Below are 22,658 nucleotides of genomic sequence, written 5' to 3'. Positions count from 1 at the left end.
GAAGAGCGCCGCCGGAGAAACCACGCAATGAACCGCCGCACGCCCGTCGCCAGCGCCCTGTTGGCCCTGTTTGCCACCCCCACCGTCGCACTTGCCCAGCAGGCCACGCTTGCGCAGGCACCCGCCACCGCCACGTTGCCGGAAGCCGTTGTAAAGGGCGCCGCCCCGCGCGACGACTACAACGCCGCCAAAAGCTCCATCTCGAAGCTGCCCGAGAACCTGCGCGATGTGCCGCAATCGGTGACGGTCGTGCCCAAGGCGCTGACCGATGCGCAAGGCGGCAGCTCGCTGGCCGATGCGCTACGCAACGTGCCGGGCATCACCATCGGTGCGGCCGAAGGCGGGCAGATCGGCAACAACATCAACCTGAACGGGTTCTCGGCGCGTACCGACATCTACCTTGATGGCTTCCGTGATCGCGGCCAGTACTACCGCGACCTGTTCGCCCTCGATTCGGTGGAAGTGCTGATGGGCCCATCGTCGATGCTGTTTGGCCGCGGTTCAACGGGCGGCGTCATCAACCAGGTGACGAAGAAGCCGAAGCTGAAGGCGGCCACGGAAATCACCGGTTCGGTCACGACCAACGGCCTCGTGCGCGCCACCGCCGACGTCAACACGCCGACGTCCGATACCTCCGCCTTCCGCATCGCCGCGATGGCGCAGAACGGCAAGACGAGCACGCGCGACGAAATGACCGCGCAGGATTTCGGCATCGCGCCGTCGTGGCGTTTCGGCATCGGCACGCCAACCGAGGTGACGCTGTCCGCGCTGCTGCAGCACAACCGCGACATGCCCGATTACGGCCTGCCCAACCTCAACGGCCACCCGGTCAACGTCAGCCCCAAGACGTACTACGGCTACACCGATGACCGCACTACACAGGACGTGGCGTCGTTCTCGGCCAATATCGATCACAAGTTCTCGCCCAACCTGCGGCTGCGCAATCAGACGCAGTTCAATTACGTACAGACCGATGCGCGCGAGACGGCGCCCAACGCGGTGGGTACGGTCAATTCGTCAGGCGTGTTCACGGCATTGACCAACAGCAATCTGCCGCTCTCGGCGCTGTCGGTGCGTCTGCAAAGCCATGACCGCCGCATCCGTGACTATTCGCTGTTCAACCAGACCGAGCTGACAGCCAAGTTCGATACGGGTTCGGTCAAGCACACGCTGCTGGTCGGCACCGAGTTCGGCCACGACGGTTACGACAACCAAAACTATTACCGCAACGGCTCGTGCAACGGCACGCCGCTGGCGCAGTCGAGCATGACAAGCGGCTTCGTCTCGTGCGAGCCACTGGTCAGCCCGAGCTACACCACGTCGCCGGCCAGCACGCCGTCGAGCCTGGGCAACCTGCAGGGCGGCTCGGCCAACACGGTGGCTGCGTACTTCAACGATTCGATCGAATTCACCAAGCAGTGGAAGGCGGTGGCCGGCCTGCGCTACGACCGCTATGTGGCGAGCATTTCGAACTCGCTGAATTCGGCGAACACGCCGGCGTCGGCCAAGATCACCGCGCTGCCGTATGCGCAGCAGACCGTGAACTTTGTCAGCACGCGCCTGGGCGGCATCTGGCAGCCGACGGACTGGCAGTCGTACTACGTGTCGTACGGCACGTCGTTCAACCCGTCATTGGAACAACTCGTGGGCACCACGGGCCAGCAGGGGTTGGACCCGGAGAAGAACAAGTCGTATGAAGCCGGTGGCAAGTGGGATCTGCTCAACGGCGATCTGTCGGTCAGCTCGGCGCTGTTCCAGATCACCAAGGACAATGCCCGCACGCAGATCGACAGCACGACGTACACGTCGGCCGGCAAGATCCGCGTGCGCGGTGCGCGCCTGGGTGCCACGGGCCATGTCACCGACAAGCTGCAGATCTTCGCGGGCTATACGTATCTGGATGCGCAGATCGTCAATGGCATTGCCGCGGGCACGCAGGGCATGACGCCGGCCAACACGCCCAAGCATTCGGCCACAGTGTGGACGAGCTACGCCTTTGTACCGAACTGGGAAGTGGGTGCGGGCGCGTTCTACATGTCCCAGCGGTATGCCAACAACACCAACACCGTGCAGACGGGCGGCTTCGTGCGTTGGGACGCAATGCTGGCCTACCATCAGCCGAAATACGACGTGCGGCTGAACCTGTTCAACGTGTTCAACAAGACGTATTACGATGCGCTGATTCCGTCCGATGGCGGTCGCGCCGTGCCGGGCACCGGCCGTGCGGCGATGCTCTCGGTGGTGTATCGGATGTAATGGCTGGGGGATGGGCCCCCGGCTGCATCCCCGTTTCTTTCGAGCGCCATGCTTGTCTGCATTCCGAACGTTTTCAACGCCGCGCAGGTGGCTGCGCTGCGCGATCTGCTCGATAACGCGGGCGATGCCTGGGTCGATGGCCGCGTGTCGGCCGGATATTCGGGGGCGCCAGTCAAGGTCAACCAGCAGATTGATGAGGGCGCAGAAGTGGCCCTGCAGTGCCAGCAGCTCATCCTGAGCGTGCTGGAGCGGCACCCGCGCTTCATCAGCGCGGCGTTGCCGAACGTGGTGTACCCGCCCATGTTCAACCGCTACGGCGAGGGCATGACCTTCGGCGCGCATGTCGATGGCAGCGTGCGCATCCACCCGCACAACGGCACAAAGCTGCGCACCGACATTTCGGCCACGCTGTTTCTGTCAGACCCCGCCAGCTATGACGGGGGCGAACTGCAGATTGAAGACACGTACGGCATGCACAGCGTCAAGCTCAATGCCGGCGACTTGGTCATCTATCCGGCAACGAGCCTGCATCAGGTGACGCCCATCACGCGCGGGGTGCGCGTAGCGAGCTTCTTCTGGATCCAGAGCCTGATTCGCGATGACGCGCAGCGCGCCATGCTGTTCGACCTGGACAACGCCATCCAGACGCTCAACCAGACCGACGCGGATGCCACCGCGCGCCGCACGCTCATCGGCGTGTATCACAACCTGATGCGGCAGTGGAGCGAGACCTGATCAGCGTCTGCAGCGCCGCACCCGAGATGGAGCGGCGCAGTATTCGCACGAACTGTGCGCTTCGGCTTAGTGGCCCGAACGGCGATACAGCTCGGCCATCATGCCGCAGCTTTCCACGTGCAGCGCGACGGCGCGGCTGGCTTCACGGCGCACGATTTGCCAGAAACGGGCGAGGCGCGAGGCGGGGGCGGCTTTGAGAGCGACGGTGTTCATGGCGATTCCTTCTGAGGACTGATTTAGGGATAACCCTAGTAGGGAATACCCGAATGTTAGTCCGAATATTGCGGCGCAGCAAATCGCATTTGCCAGTGTCGCCTCATCGCCACATATGCGTGCCTAATCGGCCACTCTGCTGACCGTGCCGGCATTGCCGTCCACGCAGATCGTCTCGCCGTCTTCCAACTGTGCCCGGATGCCGGGCAGGTTCACCACCGCCGGAATCCCGAACTCCCGCGCCACGATGGCGCCGTGCGAGAGGTAGCCGCCGGTTTCCATGACGAGCCCGCCGGCCTTCAGGAAAAGCGGCGTCCAGGCGGGGTCGGTGCTGGGGGCGACCAGGATATCGCCCGTTTGCAGCGCGGTGCCGGCAGCCGCGTGATCGACGAGCCGAGCCTGCCCCCGTGCCGAGCCTGCGCCTACGGCGGTGCCGCTCCACGCATCGCCTGTGAGGGCGATTGGCGCGCTGGTCCCGACCCGCGCCTCGCCATGTTCGGTGAGGATGTCCGGCTCCTGCGCGGCGGCCCAATCGTCCAATTGCTGGCGGCGTTCACGCGCGCGCTGGGCGGCGAAGCGCACAGGCAGCGCGCCGGTGCCCGCGGCAACGCATTCGTCCAACGTCAGGTTGAAAATGTCTTCGGGCGTATCGAGTCCTTCTTCGCCGACAAGCCTGTCAGCCAGTTTCAACAGACCGATGCGCAGCGCGTCCAGATACGCCACCAGCGCGCTGCGCGCGGCTTCGCGCTGGTTGCTATCGCGCACGGCACCCTTGAGCATCCCCCGCACAATCGGGCGCAGCCAGAACGGCAGGCGCGCCCACGCACGCTTGGAGGCAGCCAGCTGCCGTTGCCGCACGGCATTCGCGTCGCTGCCGATCAGCCCGACGACGAGGTCGAGCACATAGTCGGGTTGCTCGCGCCAGCGCGGGCGGCGGAAGTAGCTCTCTTCAATGGCGCGGTGCCCGTAGCGCTCCAGAAACGTACTGAAGTGCTGGCGGAACGGGCTGTGCGCCGGTAGTTGCAGCGCCCATTGCGTGCCGATGCGGTGGTGGGCGCGAAGCCAGGCGAGCGCCTCGGCATCGGCGGCGGCCGTTTGCGCCAGGGCCATCAGTTCGTAGCTTTGCTGCGCAGTCACACTGGGTTCAGCGCCGGCCATGAGCGCGGCGGCCAGGGCGTGGCCCTCATCAGGGCACTGTTTTTCGATCACGTCGACCAGGCCCGAAACGGAGCCGCCCGCCGAGCCTTGCAGGAAGAACAGGCCGTCTGCGCGGCGCGCGATGTTGAAGCGTTCGCGCAGGCAGGTGGCCAGCTCTGCGGTCGATTCCGGCCACGCGTCTTCACGCCATTGCGCAGCTTGCTTGCGGGCGCGGTTCAGATCGCTTTGTGCATGGCGGCGCGCGGCGCCGGCGCTGCACAGATAACGCACAAGCCGCGCGCCACGCGCCAGCCGTTGCGGCCATGTGGCGCGCGGCAGCGCAATCTCGGGCTGCGTGCCGCCCAGCATGCGGTTGATGGCCTCTGGTGCAATGCCGAACGCGTCAAAGGCCTCCCACTGCATCAACGAGACATCCAGATACACGCGGCCACCAAACAGCCTGGCGCGCGCCAGCCCTGGCAGCAGTGCGTAGCCTGCCAGCGAGTACGCCAGCATCAGCATCCGGTTGGCCGCGTGACCATAGAGCGTCCAGTCGATGGGCGACAGCGGCGCGGGAAACACCTCGCGCGTGTTGCCGCGCGTCCAGAACGTCGGCTGAGTTTGGAGCGCAGCGTAAGTCTGGCGGGCGGCCGTGGTGATCGGGCGCGCCTGCACGATCCAGAAGCGTTGCCCGTCCCAGACCCATTCGATGTCATAGCGGGGCTGGGCAAAGTCGAGCGCACGGGCCGTGTCGCGCGCGACCGTGGCCAAGGCGATGAGCTGCGCGTCGTCCAGCACGGCGCGGCGGGCGTCTGCAGTCGCGGTGTCTGCGAGTGCGGTGCCGCCTTCGGACAGCGCCCGCGTCATGCGGTGCTTCGTGCCGATCCGGCGTTCGACCACATGCAGCGTGTCGTCTTGCGGCGCAACTTCCAGCCGGTCGACGTCGCCATCGGCATGGCCGCCCACCAGCGCTTCGCCCAGGCCCCAGTGCGCGTTGACGACGATGTGGTCGTCGCGGCCCGTCAGCGGGTCACACGTAAACGCGATGCCTGCGGCCAGTGCCGGCAGCATCGGCATGATGACCACGGCCATCGCCAGGTCTGTCGTGTCGATGCCAAAGCGCTCGCGGTATGCCAGCGCTTGCGGTGCATGCGCCGAGTCCCACACTGCGCGCACCGCGTCCGCCAGCCCCTGCATGCCCATCACGTTCAGTCGCGTCTCGTGAATGCCCGCGAACGAGCGTCGCGCGGAATCCTCCTGCGGCGCGGAAGAGCGCACAGCCAGCGGCGTGTTTTGCCAGCCGCGCGCGGCCAGCGCTTGCGCGATGGCAGCCAGCACCGTATCGGGCACCGCCTCTCCGTGATTCCGCCGGAGGGTGGCGTCCGCGGCCAGCACGAAACCATCGGGCACCGGCACGCCGAGTTTTGACATCCGGCCAAGCTGCCAGCCCTTGCCGCCCGCCACAGCGGCACCAGCCGCCGCTGCAGCCGGCCAATCGAGCACGAGCGGGTTCATCAAGCCTCCTTGCGGGCCATGCCGTGCAGGAACAGGTCGATGACGGCGGAGAAACCCGCGTGCAGGTCTGTCTCGGGACGTGCCAGCCAGCGCATGAGCGCGCCGAGATACAAATACTCGAACAGCCCCGCGAGCTGCTCGGCATCGAATCGGGTGTCGAGCTCGCCCGAGCGCTGCGCCGCGTCGATGAGCGCCATGAACACCGCTTCCAGCCCGCTGCGCTTGTCGCTGTCGCGGTTGCGGGCGGCCAGGTCGGCGCTGGCAAAGCGGTAGCGGAAATACGCGGCCAGATAGGGCCGGCGCACGTTGCACCAATCGGCCGAGGCGGAAAGCAGCACCGCCAGGCGGGAGGCGAAATCCGGCTGTCCCTCGATCTGCGCGCGCAGTTGCGTGCCGCCTGCCGCCAGTTCGGCGTGGAACTGGTGCGCCAACAGGGCTTCCTTGACCGGAAAGTGGTTGTACAGCGTGCCCTTGGACACATCGGCCTGCGCTGCAATCTGCTCCATCGTCACCGCGTCGTAACCGTGCTGCTCGAACAGGGAGAAGGCGGTGGCCGCCAGGTGGTCCAGCGTCTGGTTGCGCTTGCGCTCGCGGCGGCCGGCTTCAATGGGGATCGGGTTGGACGACATGATGGGCACACCATTGTTTAAACGATGTGCAATTTTATACGTCGTTCAAAAATATGTGCAAGCGAGAGCCCCTCTGTAGAATCAGCCCATTCTTCCGGCAACCTTTTGACAGGACCGACCATGACTGCACTGCGCACGCTATATCCGCCCATCGAGCCCTATGCAACCGGCATGCTCGACGTGGGCGATGGCCACACGGTTTACTACGAGCGCGTTGGCACGCCCGGTGCCAAGCCTGCGGTGTTCCTGCATGGGGGGCCGGGTGGCGGCGTTTCGGTTGATCATCGCCGCGTGTTCGATCCCGCACGCTACGACGTGATGCTGTTCGACCAGCGCGGCTGCGGGCGGTCGACGCCGCACGCGGGGCTGGAGGCCAACACCACGTGGCATCTCGTGGCCGATATCGAACGCCTGCGCGCCATTGCCGGCGCCGAGCGCTGGCTTGTCTTTGGCGGCTCGTGGGGTTCGACGTTGGCACTCGTTTACGCGCAGAAGTATCCGCAGCACGTGAGCGAACTTGTGCTGCGTGGCATCTACACCGTCACGCAGGCCGAGCTGCGCTGGTACTACCAGTACGGCGTATCGGAGATGTTCCCCGAGAAATGGGCCCGCTTTCAGGCGCCCATTCCCGAGGCCGAGCGCGGCGACATGATCGCCGCCTATCGCAAGGTGCTCACCGGCAACGACACCGCCAGGCAGATCGAAGCCGCCCGCGCCTGGAGCGTATGGGAGGGCGAGACCATTACGCTACTGCCCGACCCGAGCAACAGCGCCAAGCACGCCGACGACCATTTCGCCCTGGCCTTCGCGCGGCTGGAGAATCACTACTTCACGCATCAGTGCTGGCTGGAAGAGGGCCAGTTGCTGCGCGAGGCGCACAAGCTGGCGGGCATTCCCGGCGTGATCGTGCATGGCCGCTACGACATGCCGTGCCCCGCGCGCTATGCGTATGCATTGCATCAGGCGTGGCCCGATTCAGACTTCCACCTGATCGAAGGTGCCGGCCATGCGTGGTCCGAACCCGGCATCCTCGATCAGCTGCTGGCCGCAACGGATCGCTTTGCCGGCAAGTAACCCATGACGGATTCCGCCGACCTGCGCTTCCTGCTGGCCATCCAGGACAACGGCAGCCTGGTGGCGACGGCGCGCGCGTTGGATGTGACGCCCTCAGCCGTGTCGCAACGCCTGCAGCAACTGGAGAAGAAGCTGGGCACACGGCTGGTCGATCGCACCGCACGCAGCCTGCGCTTTACGCAAGAGGGCGCGCTGCTGTGCGAGCGCGGCGCAGAGCTGATTCGCCAGCTCGACGCATTGTCAGAGGATTTGCACACGCGCCGGGGCGGCTTGGTCGGTACGCTCAAGGTGAATGCGCCGCTAGGGTTTGGGCGACGTTACGTGGCGCCTGTCATTGCCGATTTCCAGCAGCAGCACCCTGATGTCGACATCGAACTGGCGCTGTCCGATGCACCCCTTATCGAAGCGGCGGACCGGTTTGACGTGGTGGTGCATATTGGCGCGCTGCAGGTGTCGAACCTGGTCGGCCATGCGATTGCACCGAACGCACGCTTTGTCTGCGCGTCGCCCGCATTTGTGAAGCGCTTCGGTTTGCCCGAAACGCCCGATGACCTTGCCGCGCTGCCTTGCATCGTGCTGCGCGAGAACAAGGAAGACGTGTCGCTCTGGCACTTCAGCAAGGGCCGCACGAGCCGCAGCGTGCGCGTGCCGAGGCAACTCATCTGCAACGACGGCGATGTCATCCGCCAGTGGGCGTGCGAAGGGCGCGGCGTGATCCTGCGCTCCGAATGGGATGTCGCCGATGATCTGCGTGCGGGCCGCCTCGTGCGATTGCTGCCCAGCTGGAAGGCGCCGGATGCCAACGTGATCGCGCTCACGCACAACCGCGCGGGGTTGCCGCAACGTACGCGTCACTTCATGCAGGCGCTGCAGAACCGCTTCAAGCCGCAGCCGCCGTGGCGCGCATGATGCAGCGTCACTGAATCGTTGATTCAACCTGGCTTCACCGAAAGCCGCTGCGCGGTACCTACAATCGGTGGCATCGATCTCCACCGATTTGCAGGTGACAAGCGTGAACGCTTCCACGGTTTCTCCCGACGCCCGCTATCCCAAGGCCATCCTGTTCGATCTGCTGACCGCGCTACTCGATTCGTGGTCGTTGTGGAACCGTGCTGCGGGCTCCGAGCAGGCAGGCCGCACGTGGCGCGCCGAGTATCTACGGCTGACGTACGGCTGTGGCGCGTACGTTCCGTATGAAGCGATGGTGCGGCAGGCCGCGCAGAACGCTGGCTTGCCGGCTTCCGCCCCGGAAGCACTGGAAGCCAACTGGTTGCATCTCGCACCGTGGAGCGGCGCAGCGCAAGCGCTGGCCCAGCTGCAGCCGCACTGCAAGCTGGCCGTTGTCACCAACTGCTCGGAACGACTGGGCCGGCAAGCCGCCGCGCTGTTGCCTGTTTCCTGGGATGTCGTTGTCACGGCCGAGCAGGCTGGCGTGTACAAGCCCGATCCGAAGCCCTATCGCATGGCGCTTGAACAACTTGGCGTGGATGCGGCTGACGCGGCATTTGTTGCGGGCTCCAGCTACGACATGTTCGGCACGGCGGCCGTCGGTCTGCGCACGTACTGGCACAACCGCATCGGCCTGGCGCCGGTGGAGGGCGCCCAGTTGCCTGAGATCACCTCGCCCACGCTCGAAGATCTGCTGCCCTGGGCCCGCCGTTTTGCCGCATGAGGATGCAAACCATGACCGCCGACACGCACACGCTTGAAACCCTCGACACGCCGGCTGCGCTGATTGACCTGCCGCGCATGCAGCACAACATCGCCCGCATGCAGCACCGCATGAACGCGCTGGGCGTGAAATTCCGCCCGCACGTGAAGACCACCAAGTGCCTAGACGTGGTGCGCGCACAGGTGGCGGCCGGCGCGCAGGGCATTACCGTATCCACGTTGAAGGAGGCCGAAGCCTTCTTTGCCGCGGGCATCAGAGACATCCTCTACGCGGTCGGCATTGTCGCCACCAAGCTGCCGCGCGCGATGGCGCTGCGCAAGCGGGGCTGCGATCTCAAGCTCGTGGTCGACAACGCAGAGGCCGCCCACGCTGTGGTCGACCACGCCCGCGCGCACGGTGAGCGCTGTGAAGTGTGGATCGAAGTTGACACCGATGGCCACCGCTCCGGTATCACGCCCGAGCAAGATGCGCTGCTGGAAGTCGGCCGCATCCTGAAAGACGGCGGCATCGACGTGGGCGGCGTGATGACGCACGCCGGCTCCAGCTACGATCTGAGCGACCGCGCCGGGCTGGCCGCATTGGCTGAGCAGGAGCGTGCCGGTTGCGTGCGCGCCGCGCAGCGCCTGCGCGAAGCCGGGGTGCCGTGCGCGGCGGTGAGCGTGGGCTCCACGCCCACCGCGTTGGCCACCGAGCACCTCGAAGGCGTGACGGAAGTGCGCGCGGGCGTCTACGTATTCTTCGATCTGGTCATGCACAACGTGGGCGTGTGCGCGCTGGACGAAATTGCACTGAGCGTGCTGACCACGGTGATTGGCCATCAGCCCGACAAGGGCTGGGTGATTGTGGATGCCGGATGGATGGCGATGAGCCGTGACCGCGGCACGGCCAAGCAGTCGCAAGACTTTGGCTATGGCCAGCCGTGCACGCTCGATGGCACGCCGCTCGACGGGCTCATGCTGATTGGCGCAAACCAGGAGCACGGCATTCTGGCAGCGAGCGATGGCTCGGTACAAGACGACCTGGTGGCGCGCTTTCCGGTCGGCACGAAGCTGCGTGTACTGCCGAACCATGCGTGCGCCACGGGGGCCCAGTTCCCGGAGTACCAGGCGGTGTCGTCGCGGGGCATGGTGCAGACGTGGGGGCGGTTCCACGGGTGGTGAGTGGTGCGGCCGCGCCCAGCATGAAACCGCGCAGGAGCAGGCTTGACGCGAACAGAGCGGGTGGCCGGCGGTGCCTCGTCGCTGCATCGCTGCGGAGCACAAGCCTCGGCATGCCGAACCCGTCCGGACAACAAAAAACCCGCGAGGCTCATCGCCACGCGGGTTTTTGGTCGCCCCTGAACTGCTTGGGACTGTGTTTGGTGCCCAGGAGAGGACTCGAACCTCCACGGAGTTACCCGCTAGTACCTGAAACTAGTGCGTCTACCAATTCCGCCACCTGGGCTAGGTGAGCGGCGCATTTTACCGACCGCCAAAAAATTTGCAAGCCCCTCTTTTCTGATCGGCTATTCCACCGGCGCGCCGGCGTTACAGCCGTTACGCGTGTGGCGGTCCGCAGGACGGCAACCTCGCTGCTACGCTGCCACGCAGCTATTTGCATTCCCCCCAACATGAGGTTGATTGATGATGAAACTCCGCCACGCCGCCACCGGCGCCCTGCTGGCCGCGCTTGCCACCTTTGCCCACGCCGAGCACCCGATCTGCACGATCGTGGCCGATGCCGCCACGGGCAAGGCCGTCTTGCACGAAGGCAAGTGCGACGAGCGCGTGACCCCCGCTTCCACCTTCAAGCTGGCGCTGGCCGTCATGGGGTTTGACCACGGCTTCCTCAAGGACGAACACACCCCCGTCGAGCACTTCAAGGGCGGCGACCCCGACTGGGGCGGCGAAGCCTGGCACCAGCCCATCGACCCGGCGCTGTGGCTCAAATATTCGGTGGTCTGGTATTCGCAGCGCATTACGCATGCGATGGGCGCGCAAACCTTCCAGGCGTACGTGCGCAAGCTCGGCTACGGCAACATGGACGTGAGCGGCGACCCAGGCAAGAACAACGGCATGGACCGCTCGTGGATCACCTCGTCGCTGAAGATATCCCCGGAGGAGCAGGTCGACTTCATGCGCCGGATCGTCAACCGGCAGTTGCCGGTATCTGCGCGCACCTACGAGATGGTCGACCGTACCGTGCAGACCTGGCAGGTGCCGGGCGGCTGGGCGGTGCAGGGTAAGACGGGCACCGCCGGCCCGGCGCCGGGCAATACGTCGCCCGACGGCACGTGGGACCAGGCGCACGCTTACGGCTGGTTTGTCGGCTGGGCCAAGAAGGGTGACAAGACGTATGTGTTTGCCAACCTGATCCAGGACGACAAGGTTGAACCGACCTCGGGCGGCATCCGCTCGCGCGATGCGCTGCTTGCCCGCCTGCCGGAAGTGCTGGCCTTCGCCGGGCACTGACCAACGACGTCATTCATGCATGACGGTGCGCGGCTTCGCTGCGCACCGTCGTCTCATCCACGCCCAGGCGCTGATGCAATTCCTGCCAGCCCTTGGGCGTGACCAGCACCGCGCGTGAATCCCGTGCGCGCAGCATCCAACCGGCATCGCACAGGCGCCGCAGGAACTGCACCCCCAGCGGACCCGCCAGGTGATGCGTGCGCTCCGTCCAGTCCAGGCATTGCCGCGCCAGACCGCGCCGCGTGGGGCGAATGGCACGCACATCGAGTCCCACATCGCCAAACCAGGTAATGCCAGCGGGCGTGATCTCGTATTGCTTATCTGGCATCGGCAGCAGATAGCCGCGTGATTGCAGCGCGTGCGTGACAGCCACGCCCACCTGGCCCGCAAGGTGGTCATAGCAGCAGCGGCAGAAGCCCAGTTCGCGCGCTTTCGGGCTGGGTGTGGTGCGTCGCACGGCCGCGGCGGGCGTGATGGCGGCAAGGTGCTCCAGCGCTTGTGCCACATGTGCCCCGGCCAGCCGAAAGTACTTGTGCCGTCCCTCGGTTTCCACCACCACCAAGCCACCGTCGAGCAACTTGGCCAGGTGCGTGCTGGCCGTCTGTGCGGTGACGCCCGCAGCATGCGCCAGCTCCCCAGCAGGCAGCGCGCGCCCATCGAGCAACGCCGTCAGCATGGCTGCCCGTGCCGGGTCGGCGATCAGGAAGGCCGTGCCGGAAAAACTGTTCGGATGCGACATGTCGGGCTCCTCGTCATGTGGCCATTCTAGGGAGCCGCGCGCCGCGATGCTTCGACACGCATCGAAGCGTTGCCCAGGGTGCCGGCACTACGCTGGGGCCATCGCTTGCTAAAGCAAAAGCCAGAGGCTCCCAGATGGATGGAATCACGATGCAACAAGCGCATGCCGACACCACGACACATAAACGCGTGGTGCTGTGCGTGCTGTCGATGGCCGTGCTGGTCGCACAGATCGACACCGCCGTCGTCAACCTGGCGGTGCTCCCGATAGGCCAGTTCTTCCACGCACAGGTCGGCCCGCTGCAGTGGGTGATCGACGCCTACAACCTCGCCTATGCCGCGCTGCTGCTCAGTGGTGGCCTGCTGGCGGACCTGTACGGCCGGCGGCGGGCGTTTGTGTCGGGTGCGGCGGTGTTCTCGGTGGCATCGGTGCTGTGCGCGCTGGCGCCGTCGATCGGGTGGCTGATCGGCGCGCGTGCCATGGCGGGGGTGGGGGCGTCGCTGTTGCTGCCGGCATCGCTGGCGATCTTGCGGGTGGTGTGGCGCGACGCAGGCGAACGTGCGCATGCGCTGGGTGTCTGGGCAGCATGCAACGGCCTGGCCATGGCGATCGGGCCGACGGCCGGCGGCGTGCTGGTCACGCACTTCGGCTGGCGCGCCGTGTTCTGGGTGGTGGTGCCGGCCAGCGTGGCCATCATGGTGCTGGCCGTGCGTGTGGTGCCGGAATCGTCCGACGCCGCGCATCGTCGTTTCGATGCGCTGGCCCAGTTGTTAGGCGCGATCACGCTGGGTGGGCTGGCCTTTGCTGCTATCGAGGCGCATCACGCGCCTGCTGTGGCGGCGGCTGTGCTGGCCGTGGCGCTCGTCGCGCTGGCGTGGTTCATCCGCGTAGAGGCACGCCACGGCAGCGAGGCGCTGGTGCCACTGGATCTTTTTCGCGTGCGCGCGTTCCGCGGCGCCATCGTCGCCACGGCCGGCATGACGTTCGGCATGTACGGTGCGCTCTTCCTGCTGCCGCTCATGTGGCAGAGCACCGGCCGCTTCAACGTCATTGGCGCGGGCCTTGCGCTGATGCCGATGGCGCTGGTCTTCATGGCGGTGTCGCCCATGTCGGGCACGGTGGCGCGCCGCCATGGCGTGCGGCTGGCCACGGCGGGCGGGGTGGGCATCATCGCGCTGGGGCTGCTCACGTTGGGGGTATGTGCCGGCGCGGCATCGGTGGTGCCGGCAGCCGTCGGGCTGGCACTCACGGGGCTCGGCATGGGCTTTGCCACCGGGCCGCTGATGGGCGCGGCAGTAGGCGCCGTGGGGCCGGAGCGTTCCGGCACGGCATCGGCGCTCGTCAACGTGGCGCGCATGACAGGGGCGACGTTGGGCGTGGCGATCCTGGGCGCGGTATATGCCGTGTGCGGCAGCGGCGCATCGGGGTTGCGCGTGGCCATGTTGTGCGGTGGCGCGGTACAGCTTGCGTGCGCTGCGGTGGCGTGGCGGCATGGCACTGATCGCCGCTGAGGGTTCTGCAATGTCCCCCGCTTTTACGGCAGATTGGCGCAGGCAAGGCCATCTGACGCGCGGCCAAAAAAATGCCCAGCGAGGGGATTGCCGGGCAAAGTGGGATCTGAATTCGTACGATAGAACTACCTTACAAGTATTTCTTCAATCAGATTGAAAACAAATTCAAAACACCACACGTTTTTGAGGGTTTGCTCTAAAGAAACGGGCGCTTGAATATCCATGCATGTGCGGGTTTCTCCTGATGGCTGCGCCATTTGCGGGTGGATGGCAAACGATTTCTTTTTGAAATGGAAAATCCAATGGCGGTACCTTTCAATAAAAGAGGAATCTAAAAAATGCCAAATGAAACAGACGTTATTGGATTGAAATGAATTGACGAGTGAATTCAATTCTTTCCGAATTGAATTGTCGCTTCGGCCGGGTATGTTGGCCGCCAGTCGCCGTCGGTACGCACACCACTGCATGGGCAGGCATTTGCATTGATCGAATTTCGGGGCGCGTCAGCCGTCAGGAATTCGGGGTTCTGTGTGTTCGTCCAGCACCGAGGGTTTCAGCTGGAAGCACTCGCACGAGCGCCTGCGCGGCGACGACGGCAAGCTCGGCATGCGCTGGAACGGGTAAGCCGGCAGCAACGAATCAGTGCGGCACGCTGCAGAAACCCTGGGCGCGCCAGGGCTTATGCTGCATCACAACAAACAAGGGCCAGCCCCTGCGGTTTCCCTCGGTGCTTGGCGCCATGCGGCACCGTGGTCGCTTGCGAGTTTTGTTCACGCGTTTTGCAGTTGTCTGTCATGACAGGAATTCGTGAAAACCCTAGGAAACCCGCGCCCACCTTAGCGATTGGTTATTTCATGCGAAAAGCCTACGCTTACTACGTAGTACTACGTGTGGCTGCTGCGTACAGGTGCGGATGGTTTTCCAGAAGGCGCTCGATCACAGTGCGCCGGATAACTACAAAGGCGGAAAGCAATCCGTCAGACATCCGTCTGGTCACGCATCGGGCGTGGCGCCTCACCTGTTCAAAACAACATCCGAAGTCCCCGAACTAGGAGACAACCCATGAAGTTCTTGCTCGCACTGCCTTTCATCGGCCTGCTGTGGGTGCCGTTCTACAACCAGGAAATGCCGGCGCTCTTCGGCTTTCCGTTCTTCTACTGGTACCAGTTCCTCTGGGTGCCGATCACCTCGCTGCTGATCTGGATCGTCTTCAAGAACGGTCAGAGCAAAGGAGAAGAATGATGGACGGACAAATCAACTGGACTGCGCTGGCGGTCTTCATCTTTTTCTTCGCGCTGGTCACGGTGATGGGTTTCATCGCCTCGCGCTGGCAGCGTGGCAACTCCGACAAGGGTGCCCACATTGAAGAGTGGGGCCTGGGCGGCCGCAACTTTGGCACCTGGATCACGTGGTTCCTGGTGGGCGGCGATTTCTACACCGCCTACACCGTGATCGCCGTGCCGGCACTCGTGTATGCGGTGGGTGCGTATGGCTTCTTCGCGCTGCCGTACACGATCCTGGTGTACCCGATCGTCTTCCTGATCATGCCCAAGCTGTGGAAGGTGGCGCATGCCAAGGGCCACGTCACGGCGGCCGATGCCGTGTACGGCCGCTACGGCTCGCGGCCGCTGGAGTTTGCGGTGGCGCTGACGGGCGTGGTGGCGACGATGCCCTACATCGCCCTGCAGCTCATCGGCATGGAAGTCGTGATCAAGGCCCTGGGCTTGACGGGTGAGCTGCCGCTGGCGGCCGCCTTCGTCATCCTGGCGCTGTACACGTACTCCGCCGGCCTGCGCGCGCCTGCGCTCATCGCCTTCGTCAAAGACATCATGATCTACATCGTGGTGCTGGTGGCGGTGGTGCTGGTGCCGGCCAAGCTGGGCGGCTACGGTGCCGTGTTTGCCACCGCGCATGATGCGTTTGCCTTGAAGGGTGGCGCCACGGGCCTGACGCTCAAGCCTGCGCAGTTCCTGCCGTTCGCCACGCTGGCGATTGGCTCGGCGCTGGCGGCGTTCATGTATCCGCACACGCTCACGGGCATCTTTGCCGCGCGCAGTGCAGATACCATCCGCAAGAACGCTGTCTTCCTGCCGGCCTATACGGTGCTGCTGGGCCTGATTGCGCTGCTGGGCTTCATGGCCTACTCGGCAGGCATCAAGGTCACCAACAACAACGACGTCGTGCCCGCGCTGTTCAACGCGCTGTTCCCGAGCTGGTTCACGGGCTTCGCGTTCTCGGCCATCGCCATCGGTGCGCTGGTGCCGGCGGCAGTCATGTCGATTGGTGCCGCCAACCTCTTCACGCGCAATTTCTGGAAGCCTTACGTGGCTCCGGACCTGTCGCACGCGGGTGAAGAAAAGGTGGCCAAGGTGATCTCGCTGATCGTCAAGGCGGGCGCGCTGGTGTTCATCCTGTTCCTGCCGACCAAGTTCGCGCTGGATCTGCAGCTGCTCGGTGGCGTGTGGATCGTGCAGACCTTCCCGTCGGTGGTGTTCGGGCTGTTCAACATCTCGAACCGCTTCCGCGCACCGGCGCTGCTGGCCGGCTGGGCGGCGGGCATGATCGCCGGCAGCTGGCTGGCGTTCTCCGATGGCATCAAGCCTGTGCACACCTTCGTGATCGGCGGTGACAAGTACACCATCTACACGGGCCTGGCAGCACTGGCCTTCAACATCATCGTTGCGGTGGTGGTGCAGTTGCTGATGGGCAAGCGCGGGCAGGAAACGGCCGCGCTGCGTCAGGCAGGCTGATCGACGCTGCAACTCGCAGAAGCACGAGAAAGGGCCGGTACCTCAGGGTGCCGGCTTTTTCTTTGGGCGACCGGCACGCCGCGCAGCCGGGAGGTTCAAGCGGACACCAAAAGAGGAATCCGCACCGTGAACGTCGTGCCGTGTTCCGACGATTGCACATCGATCGTGCCGCGATGTGCCTGCACGATGCAGCGGCAGATATACAGGCCAAGCCCAATCCCGGCAGCGCTTCCCCTCTGGTCGGGTTGCGTCGCGCGGGTGAGCGGATCGAACAGGGTTGGGAATGCGGCGGGCGGGATGGGGTTCCCCTCGTTTGAAACGGCAATCGTCATCTGCCCATCGCGCCCGGCCGCTTCAACGGCGACCCGCCCCGACCCATAGCGCACCGCGTTGGTCAATAGATTGACCAGCAACTGGCCGATCCGGCTGCCGTCCCACTTGCCACGCAGTTCGCCGGCCAGGCGCAGGTCGATCTGCGCGTCGGGGTACGACGCACATACCTCGTCGATGGCATCGCTGCACAGTCGCCCCATGTCCTGGGTGCTGAAAGCCGCGGGCAGGAAGTCGCCCAGGCGTGTGCGTGTGAAGACAAGCAGATCGTCGGTCATCTGTTGCACGCGCATCGCCCCGCGCTGGATGAACGCGACCGCCCGCACGCTGCGCGAAGACAGGCCATCGTCGTGCAGCAGCGTTTCTGCCGAAGCCAGGATCGCGCCGAGCGGGGAACGCAGGTCATGCGCTAGCACCCCGGCAAACAGGTCGCGCATGCGCTCGGTTTGCTGGGCATGCTGGCGCACCGATTCGGCAAGCATCTGGTCGATGGCTTCGTTGAACCGGATCATCTCTTGCAGCGCCAGCGCGGGAGCCTGCGGGTCCTGCTGCCACCGGCGGAGCACGCTGGCGCGCAACGCGCGGTATTCCGCCACCAGATCGTTGATGTCGAAGCCATGCGAGAGACGATCGTCTGCATGCTCGTGGGCGGCTTCATTGAAGCCCGAATCGGACGGCGCACGGTCGCCCCACGATTTGGCGTGTTGTTGTGCAGACGTCTGCCCCTCGCGCATATCGGCAGCAATCCGCAGGAGAAGGTCGCGCGCCGAGTTGCGCAGCTGCTGTTCAGACAGACGAGGGCGGCCACCGTTGAGCTTGCGCGCGTAGCCCGTCCAGTCCTCGATGAGGCCCGCCAGGTTTGCCTCGATAAAGTCGGATAGGTTCATGGGTTTCCTTGATGGTGGCGAAAGCCATGGTGGAAAGCCGTCTCGTGCGCCGCGCCGCTGTCATCCCGAGCGTTTGCGGGAACGGCCCATGCTGCGCTTTTGGCTACAAGGTATGCAAACGGCGTTCCTCTTGCCAGCCATACCGGTGTGAAGGAGTGGCGTTTCAGTCGCCCATTGCGCTGGTTTCGGTAAAGATGCGGGCGCGGTCCACTAATTGCTAAGCGCGCCCGACACCCTGCGGAATCGGGACTGATCTGCCAATCCTATGAACCACGACCCCTTGTCTGCTGAATCCGGTTTTGCGTGGCTGCGGTTGTGGGCCGAATCCACCTCTGAGTTCTCCGTCTTTGCCCTGTCGCGCCCTGGCGTGGTCGCCACGTGGAACCCTGGCGGCGAACGGATGCAGGGCTATCGGCCGGACGAGATTATTGGCCAGCCGCTCGCCCTTTTGTATCCGCCAGAGAGCCGAGCCTCGGGTGCGCCGCAGGCCGCGCTGCGTGCCGCCGCAGAGTCAGGGCGGTATGTCGCGGAGGGATGGCACATCCGCAAGGACGGCACGCCCTTCTGGGCGAACGTTGCCATGACGGCACTGCGCGACAGCAACAACGCGCTGATCGGGTTCGGCACCGTGATCAGCGATATGAGCGAGAAGAAGGCCGCCCACGACGCCGTGCTCAATAGCGAGCGGAATTTCCGGCTGCTGGTTCAGGGTGTGACGGACTACGCCATCTTCATGCTGTCGCCCGACGGGCACATTACGAGCTGGAATGCGGGCGCGCGGCGCATCAAGGGCTATACCGAAGACGAGATCATCGGTTCGCACTTTTCGCTGTTCTATACCCCCGAGGACGTTGCGGCCGGTGTGCCGTTCCGTGGCCTGGAAACGGCCCGGCGCGAAGGGCGATTTGAAGCTGAAGGCTGGCGCGTGCGCAGCGATGGGAGCCGCTTCTTCGCGCACGTCATCATCGATGCCATCTACGAAGACGGCCAATTGGTCGGGTTCGCAAAGGTCACGCGCGACATCACGGAGCGGCGGCGCGCGAGTGAGCAACTGGAGCAAACGCAAAGGGCGCTGTTCCAGGCCCAGAAGGTGGAGGCCCTGGGCAAGCTCACGGGCGGCGTTGCCCACGATTTCAACAACGTTCTGCAGGTGCTGCGGGGCAACCTCGAACTGCTCGAAAGCCGCCATGGCCGGGATGGCTGGAGCGCTGAGCGGCTGACTAACGCCATCGATGCCGTCGACCGCGGTGCGAAGCTGGCCGCCCAACTGCTTGCCTTCGGCCGTCAGCAACCGCTTGCGCCCGTCGTGATCAACCCCGCGCGCCAACTGCGCGCCATGGACGATCTGCTGCGGCGGGCGCTGGGCGAGGCGATCGAGATCGAATCAGTGGTCGCGGGCGGACTGTGGAATGTTGCGGTCGATCCGCATCAGTTCGAGAACGTCATCCTGAACCTGGCCATCAACGCGCGTGATGCGATGCCGGACGGCGGCAAGCTCACGCTTGAACTCTCGAATGCCACGCTGGATGACGACTACGTGGTCGCGCTGCCCGATGTGCAGGCCGGGCAGTACGTCATGCTGGCGGTGACGGATACCGGCACCGGCATGGCCCCCGACGTCATGGAGCAGGCCTTCGACCCGTTCTTCAGCACCAAGCCCGAGGGTGAGGGCACGGGGCTGGGGTTGAGCATGGCCTACGGTTTCGTCAAACAGAGCGGCGGCCATATCCGGCTCTACAGCGAGGTCGGTGAGGGCACGACGGTGCGCATCTATCTGCCCCGTTCCACCGATATGGCGGTTGAGCCCGCACGCGTCAAAGCCGGAGCGCTCAAGCACGGCAACGAGACGATCCTCGTCGTGGAAGACGACGCAAAGGTTCGCGAGACCGTGGTCGATCTGCTGAGCGGCCTCGGCTATGCCGTGCTCAAGGCCAACAATGCGGAGCAGGCACTGGCCGTGATCGAGAGCGGCGTGCATATCGACCTGCTCTTCACCGATGTGGTCATGCCCGGCGCCCTGCGCAGTACGGAAATGGTGCGGAGAGCCGTGCAGGCACTGCCCGCGCTGAAGGTGCTCTATACCTCCGGCTACACGCAGAACGCCATCGTGCATGGCGGGCGGCTCGATCCGGGCGTCGAGCTGCTGAGCAAGCCGTACAGCCGCCAGCAGCTTGCATTCAAGCTTCGCCACGTGCTCGGAAACGATGCAGTGGAGGCAACGCGACGCGATGAGGAAATCGCGCAGCCCAAGCTCGACACGGGCGCGGTATGGGAGCCTGCGCGCCTGCGCGTCCTTGTGGTGGAAGACGACGCTTCCTTGCGTGGCGCGGTGTGCGAGCTGCTGATGCTGATCGGGATCACACCCCAGCAGGCGGCCAGCGGCGCGCAGGCGCTGGCCGCGCTGAAGTCGGGGTCTTTCGACGTGTTGTTCACAGACGTGGTCATGCCCGACATGTCCGGCATTGAACTCGCACAGCGCGCGTCCACACTGCATCCGGAACTCCGCGTCGTCTTCGCCTCCGGCAACCCGATTCCCAACCACGACCGCTTTGCGTTCAGGTGGACTGCGCTACGCAAGCCTTACACGCTCGATCAGTTGCAGCACGCACTGCAATCGATGATGGCGCGAGAGCGGTCCGCCACCGATACATAGCCGAGCACCGGGGTTTGAGGGCGGCGTTCGGCCCTCGGAGACCCGTCTTCCACAGTCGGAGGCCCACGCACGGCACTCAGACTGTGGAACGCCGCAGTTTTCGCTCGAAATTTTCGACCTCCGAGAGTCGTGCGCGAGGGTCAAACTGTCGACCGCGAGCGTCAAACCGTGGCGATCGACTGTTTGAGGCTGGATCGCGGCTCTCCGAGGTCGAAAATTTGAAGCTCGAAGAGCCGGGCGTGAGGGGTAGACTGCGGCGCGCGAGTGTCTGACGGTGATGCGCGACGCTCCGAGGGTCGAGATCGAGTGTTTGAGGGTCGAGCGTGGGGCTCGGAGCTTGGTGCTTGCGTGTCTGAGGGTGGAGCTTGAGTGTCTGGGCGTGGGTTCCATACCAACTTCCCTGTAGCCTGGGCCACACCGCTCGCTGACTGGCCCGGAGCGCGTCATTGGCGGCAGGTCCGCTTCGATCAATTCAACGCACCTGCGCCCGCCCCGCGCGAAGCTGCGCCGCAACCATCGCCACCCGTGCGCCATAGCGACGTGCGGTTTCAAGATCTCCTGGCGACATTTCTTCCGGCGATGCATCGGCGGGCGTCTGCGCCATCGGCGCGATGTACGATCCCATGCGGTTCAGGTCGTCGCGCTTGGAGGTCTTTACGTTCGCAGGCTTGATATCCATGCTGACCCAGAGGCCGCCATGCTGCCCCGTGAGCAGAACGAAGTATTCGAGCGTGTTGAGCTTGTCGCCATTGATGCTGGCGCTGTTGGTAAAGCCGCCGAAGACCTTGTTCTGCCACGCGCCTTCAAACCAGGGCTTCGACGAAGCGTCTGCAAACTTCTTGAATTGCCAGCTCGGCCCGCCCATGTAGGTCGGCGAGCCGAACAGGATGGCGTCCGCTGCTGCGAGCGTGGCCCAGGCGTCTTCGGGAATATTGCCCTCGGCGTCGATGGCGACGAGGGCTGCGCCGGCGCCTTCGGCAACAGCGCTTGCCATGCGGGCAGTGTGCCCGTAGCCGGAGTGATAGACGACGGCCGTTTTTGCTGGGGTGGTGGTTTCAGTCATGGTGGCTTCCTATCGTGAACGTGGTCCGCTGCGGACGACATGGGAGGCCACTCTACTGAGCTGTGACGGCGTGATAAACGACGCCGATTTGAACGTTCTGTTCTTCGCCGGATGAACAATGCAAAACCTCGACGCGCTGTTGATCTTTGCCCGTGTGGCCGAAATGACGAGCTTTACGCGCGCGGCGGAAAGCCTCGGCATCCAGAAGGGACGTGTGTCAACAGTGATCCGCACGCTCGAGCAGGATGTGGGTGTCGCGCTCCTGCACCGGACCACGCGGAGTGTGCAGCTGACCGAAGACGGCCGTGAATTCTATGCACGTGCCCGCGACCTGCTGGCCGAAGCGCAGGAATTGCAATCGATGTTCCTGGCGAATGGCGGGCCGGTACGCGGGCGGTTGCGCGTCGATCTGCCGACCGAGTTGGCACGCAGTGTCGTGGTGCCTGCGCTGCCGCAATTGATGGCGGCGCACCCGGAGCTGCAACTGGAGCTTTCCAGCACAGACCGGCGCGTCGATCTTGTCCAGGAAGGCTTCGACTGCGTGATCCGTTTCGGGCCGATTACCGATGAAACGATGATTGCGCGGCCGCTGGGCAAGCTGCGCATGACCAATGCGGCAAGCCCTGCCTATCTGGCGCGGTATGGCGTCCCGCATACGCTGGAAGACTTGGTCCGCCAGGGGCATCAGATGGTGCATTACACGCTCACGCTCGGCGCCAGGCACGCGGGGTGGCAATACCCCGATGGCGATGGTTATGCGTGGCTTCCGCTGCCCGCCGCCATGCAGGTCAACAGCGTGCAGACGTATCACGCGGCCGGGTTGGCGGGCATTGGATTGATCCAGGCGGGCTACACCGCGCTCGCGCCCCATCTCGAGAGCGGTGCGCTGGTTGAGGTGCTGCCAGACCTGCGCCCTGAGCCGCTGCCTGCGTCGTTTGTGGTGGCGCATCGGCGCAACCTCTCGCCGCGCGTCCGGGTCTTCATGGCGTGGATCGAAGGGCTGTTGAAGCCCTATCTGGATTGAGCGTTGGCGCGCCGCTGCGC

At 64.8% G+C, this 22,658-nt stretch carries 18 protein-coding genes and 1 tRNA gene; 12 read left to right on the top strand and 7 right to left on the bottom strand.

Going from position 1 to position 22,658, the window contains the following annotated elements:
* The first annotated feature begins 27 nt into the window (after positions 1-27).
* Together ACTJK4_RS20810 and ACTJK4_RS20805 are read left to right on the top strand one after the other, a co-directional pair.
* Complete coding sequence (locus ACTJK4_RS20810; protein ID WP_440077691.1) at positions 28-2,256, top strand: TonB-dependent receptor; 2,229 nt, start codon at positions 28-30, stop codon at positions 2,254-2,256.
* 48 nt (positions 2,257-2,304) lie between these two features.
* Entirely contained in the window at positions 2,305-2,991 is a 687-nt protein-coding gene (locus ACTJK4_RS20805) for a Fe2+-dependent dioxygenase (RefSeq protein WP_027679602.1), read from the top strand.
* A 66-nt stretch (positions 2,992-3,057) separates the two neighbouring features.
* Here ACTJK4_RS20805 and ACTJK4_RS20800 read toward each other — a convergent pair whose 3' ends face one another.
* From ACTJK4_RS20800 to ACTJK4_RS20790, 3 genes are all read right to left on the bottom strand, one after another.
* Entirely contained in the window at positions 3,058-3,204 is a 147-nt protein-coding gene (locus ACTJK4_RS20800; protein WP_252694076.1) for a hypothetical protein, read from the bottom strand.
* 123 nt (positions 3,205-3,327) lie between these two features.
* Complete coding sequence (locus tag ACTJK4_RS20795) at positions 3,328-5,856, bottom strand: PEP/pyruvate-binding domain-containing protein (RefSeq protein WP_440818835.1); 2,529 nt, start codon at positions 5,854-5,856, stop codon at positions 3,328-3,330.
* Positions 5,856-6,485, bottom strand: a complete 630-nt coding sequence (locus ACTJK4_RS20790) for a TetR/AcrR family transcriptional regulator (protein WP_322018198.1) — start codon at positions 6,483-6,485, stop codon at positions 5,856-5,858. The genes ACTJK4_RS20795 and ACTJK4_RS20790 overlap by 1 nt, the downstream gene beginning before the upstream one ends.
* A 120-nt stretch (positions 6,486-6,605) precedes the next feature.
* Here ACTJK4_RS20790 and pip point away from each other — a divergent pair, with 120 nt between their 5' ends.
* The 4 genes from pip (at position 6,606) to ACTJK4_RS20770 (ending at position 10,391) form a co-directional block, all read left to right on the top strand.
* A complete protein-coding gene (gene pip, locus ACTJK4_RS20785) occupies positions 6,606-7,559 on the top strand; it encodes a prolyl aminopeptidase (RefSeq protein WP_440818834.1) in 954 nt (317 codons plus the stop codon).
* Positions 7,560-7,562: 3 nt separating this feature from the next.
* Entirely contained in the window at positions 7,563-8,468 is a 906-nt protein-coding gene (locus ACTJK4_RS20780; protein WP_414561461.1) for a LysR family transcriptional regulator, read from the top strand.
* A 94-nt stretch (positions 8,469-8,562) separates the two neighbouring features.
* On the top strand, positions 8,563-9,231 hold the full coding sequence (locus ACTJK4_RS20775; protein ID WP_440077687.1) for an HAD-IA family hydrolase: 669 nt from the start codon (positions 8,563-8,565) through the stop codon (positions 9,229-9,231).
* Between the two features lie 11 nt (positions 9,232-9,242).
* Positions 9,243-10,391: a DSD1 family PLP-dependent enzyme gene (locus tag ACTJK4_RS20770; RefSeq protein WP_440475775.1), complete on the top strand. Its 1,149-nt coding sequence runs from the start codon at positions 9,243-9,245 to the stop codon at positions 10,389-10,391.
* A 198-nt stretch (positions 10,392-10,589) separates the two neighbouring features.
* On the opposite strand, the gene ACTJK4_RS20765 is transcribed toward ACTJK4_RS20770, so the two are convergent.
* Positions 10,590-10,674, bottom strand: a tRNA-Leu gene (locus tag ACTJK4_RS20765).
* Positions 10,675-10,853: 179 nt separating this feature from the next.
* On the opposite strand from ACTJK4_RS20765, the gene blaOXA reads away from it, so the two are divergent.
* On the top strand, positions 10,854-11,681 hold the full coding sequence (gene blaOXA, locus ACTJK4_RS20760) for an OXA-22 family class D beta-lactamase (RefSeq protein WP_440077685.1): 828 nt from the start codon (positions 10,854-10,856) through the stop codon (positions 11,679-11,681).
* Between the two features lie 13 nt (positions 11,682-11,694).
* Here blaOXA and ACTJK4_RS20755 read toward each other — a convergent pair whose 3' ends face one another.
* Entirely contained in the window at positions 11,695-12,420 is a 726-nt protein-coding gene (locus ACTJK4_RS20755; protein WP_316869297.1) for an ArsR/SmtB family transcription factor, read from the bottom strand.
* Between the two features lie 134 nt (positions 12,421-12,554).
* Here ACTJK4_RS20755 and ACTJK4_RS20750 point away from each other — a divergent pair, with 134 nt between their 5' ends.
* The 3 genes from ACTJK4_RS20750 (at position 12,555) to mctP (ending at position 16,681) form a co-directional block, all read left to right on the top strand.
* Entirely contained in the window at positions 12,555-13,931 is a 1,377-nt protein-coding gene (locus ACTJK4_RS20750; RefSeq protein ID WP_440818833.1) for an MFS transporter, read from the top strand.
* Between the two features lie 1,062 nt (positions 13,932-14,993).
* A complete protein-coding gene (locus ACTJK4_RS20745) occupies positions 14,994-15,173 on the top strand; it encodes a DUF3311 domain-containing protein (RefSeq protein ID WP_024978098.1) in 180 nt (59 codons plus the stop codon).
* A complete protein-coding gene (gene mctP / locus ACTJK4_RS20740) occupies positions 15,173-16,681 on the top strand; it encodes a monocarboxylate uptake permease MctP (RefSeq protein WP_440078081.1) in 1,509 nt (502 codons plus the stop codon). Before ACTJK4_RS20745 ends, mctP begins: the two co-directional genes overlap by 1 nt.
* A gap of 95 nt (positions 16,682-16,776) precedes the next feature.
* On the opposite strand, the gene ACTJK4_RS20735 is transcribed toward mctP, so the two are convergent.
* Positions 16,777-17,898, bottom strand: coding sequence for an ATP-binding protein (locus ACTJK4_RS20735; RefSeq protein ID WP_440475773.1), 1,122 nt, complete (start codon positions 17,896-17,898; stop codon positions 16,777-16,779).
* A 265-nt stretch (positions 17,899-18,163) separates the two neighbouring features.
* On the opposite strand from ACTJK4_RS20735, the gene ACTJK4_RS20730 reads away from it, so the two are divergent.
* Positions 18,164-20,551, top strand: coding sequence for a PAS domain S-box protein (locus tag ACTJK4_RS20730; protein WP_440818832.1), 2,388 nt, complete (start codon positions 18,164-18,166; stop codon positions 20,549-20,551).
* A gap of 472 nt (positions 20,552-21,023) precedes the next feature.
* Here ACTJK4_RS20730 and ACTJK4_RS20725 read toward each other — a convergent pair whose 3' ends face one another.
* Positions 21,024-21,614: a flavodoxin family protein gene (locus tag ACTJK4_RS20725; RefSeq protein ID WP_440818831.1), complete on the bottom strand. Its 591-nt coding sequence runs from the start codon at positions 21,612-21,614 to the stop codon at positions 21,024-21,026.
* Positions 21,615-21,732: 118 nt separating this feature from the next.
* On the opposite strand from ACTJK4_RS20725, the gene ACTJK4_RS20720 reads away from it, so the two are divergent.
* Positions 21,733-22,638, top strand: a complete 906-nt coding sequence (locus ACTJK4_RS20720) for a LysR family transcriptional regulator (protein WP_414561470.1) — start codon at positions 21,733-21,735, stop codon at positions 22,636-22,638.
* Positions 22,639-22,658: the final 20 nt, after the last annotated feature.

It is taken from the genome of Ralstonia sp. 22111 (assembly GCF_052045895.1).
Lineage (GTDB): Bacteria > Pseudomonadota > Gammaproteobacteria > Burkholderiales > Burkholderiaceae > Ralstonia > Ralstonia wenshanensis.
This window is presented reverse-complemented; position numbering and strand designations above follow the sequence as displayed.

Coding starts and splice junctions, on each gene's coding strand:
- ACTJK4_RS20810 (WP_440077691.1), top strand. CDS start 28: ATGAACCGCCGCACGCCCGTCGCCAGCGCCCTGTTGGCCCTGTTTGCC.
- ACTJK4_RS20745 (WP_024978098.1), top strand. CDS start 14,994: ATGAAGTTCTTGCTCGCACTGCCTTTCATCGGCCTGCTGTGGGTGCCG.
- ACTJK4_RS20725 (WP_440818831.1), bottom strand. CDS start 21,614: ATGACTGAAACCACCACCCCAGCAAAAACGGCCGTCGTCTATCACTCC.
- ACTJK4_RS20800 (WP_252694076.1), bottom strand. CDS start 3,204: ATGAACACCGTCGCTCTCAAAGCCGCCCCCGCCTCGCGCCTCGCCCGT.
- ACTJK4_RS20805 (WP_027679602.1), top strand. CDS start 2,305: ATGCTTGTCTGCATTCCGAACGTTTTCAACGCCGCGCAGGTGGCTGCG.
- ACTJK4_RS20735 (WP_440475773.1), bottom strand. CDS start 17,898: ATGAACCTATCCGACTTTATCGAGGCAAACCTGGCGGGCCTCATCGAG.
- ACTJK4_RS20795 (WP_440818835.1), bottom strand. CDS start 5,856: ATGAACCCGCTCGTGCTCGATTGGCCGGCTGCAGCGGCGGCTGGTGCC.
- ACTJK4_RS20790 (WP_322018198.1), bottom strand. CDS start 6,485: ATGTCGTCCAACCCGATCCCCATTGAAGCCGGCCGCCGCGAGCGCAAG.
- ACTJK4_RS20755 (WP_316869297.1), bottom strand. CDS start 12,420: ATGTCGCATCCGAACAGTTTTTCCGGCACGGCCTTCCTGATCGCCGAC.
- pip (WP_440818834.1), top strand. CDS start 6,606: ATGACTGCACTGCGCACGCTATATCCGCCCATCGAGCCCTATGCAACC.
- ACTJK4_RS20780 (WP_414561461.1), top strand. CDS start 7,563: ATGACGGATTCCGCCGACCTGCGCTTCCTGCTGGCCATCCAGGACAAC.
- ACTJK4_RS20750 (WP_440818833.1), top strand. CDS start 12,555: ATGGATGGAATCACGATGCAACAAGCGCATGCCGACACCACGACACAT.
- mctP (WP_440078081.1), top strand. CDS start 15,173: ATGGACGGACAAATCAACTGGACTGCGCTGGCGGTCTTCATCTTTTTC.
- ACTJK4_RS20770 (WP_440475775.1), top strand. CDS start 9,243: ATGACCGCCGACACGCACACGCTTGAAACCCTCGACACGCCGGCTGCG.
- ACTJK4_RS20730 (WP_440818832.1), top strand. CDS start 18,164: ATGAACCACGACCCCTTGTCTGCTGAATCCGGTTTTGCGTGGCTGCGG.
- ACTJK4_RS20720 (WP_414561470.1), top strand. CDS start 21,733: ATGCAAAACCTCGACGCGCTGTTGATCTTTGCCCGTGTGGCCGAAATG.
- blaOXA (WP_440077685.1), top strand. CDS start 10,854: ATGATGAAACTCCGCCACGCCGCCACCGGCGCCCTGCTGGCCGCGCTT.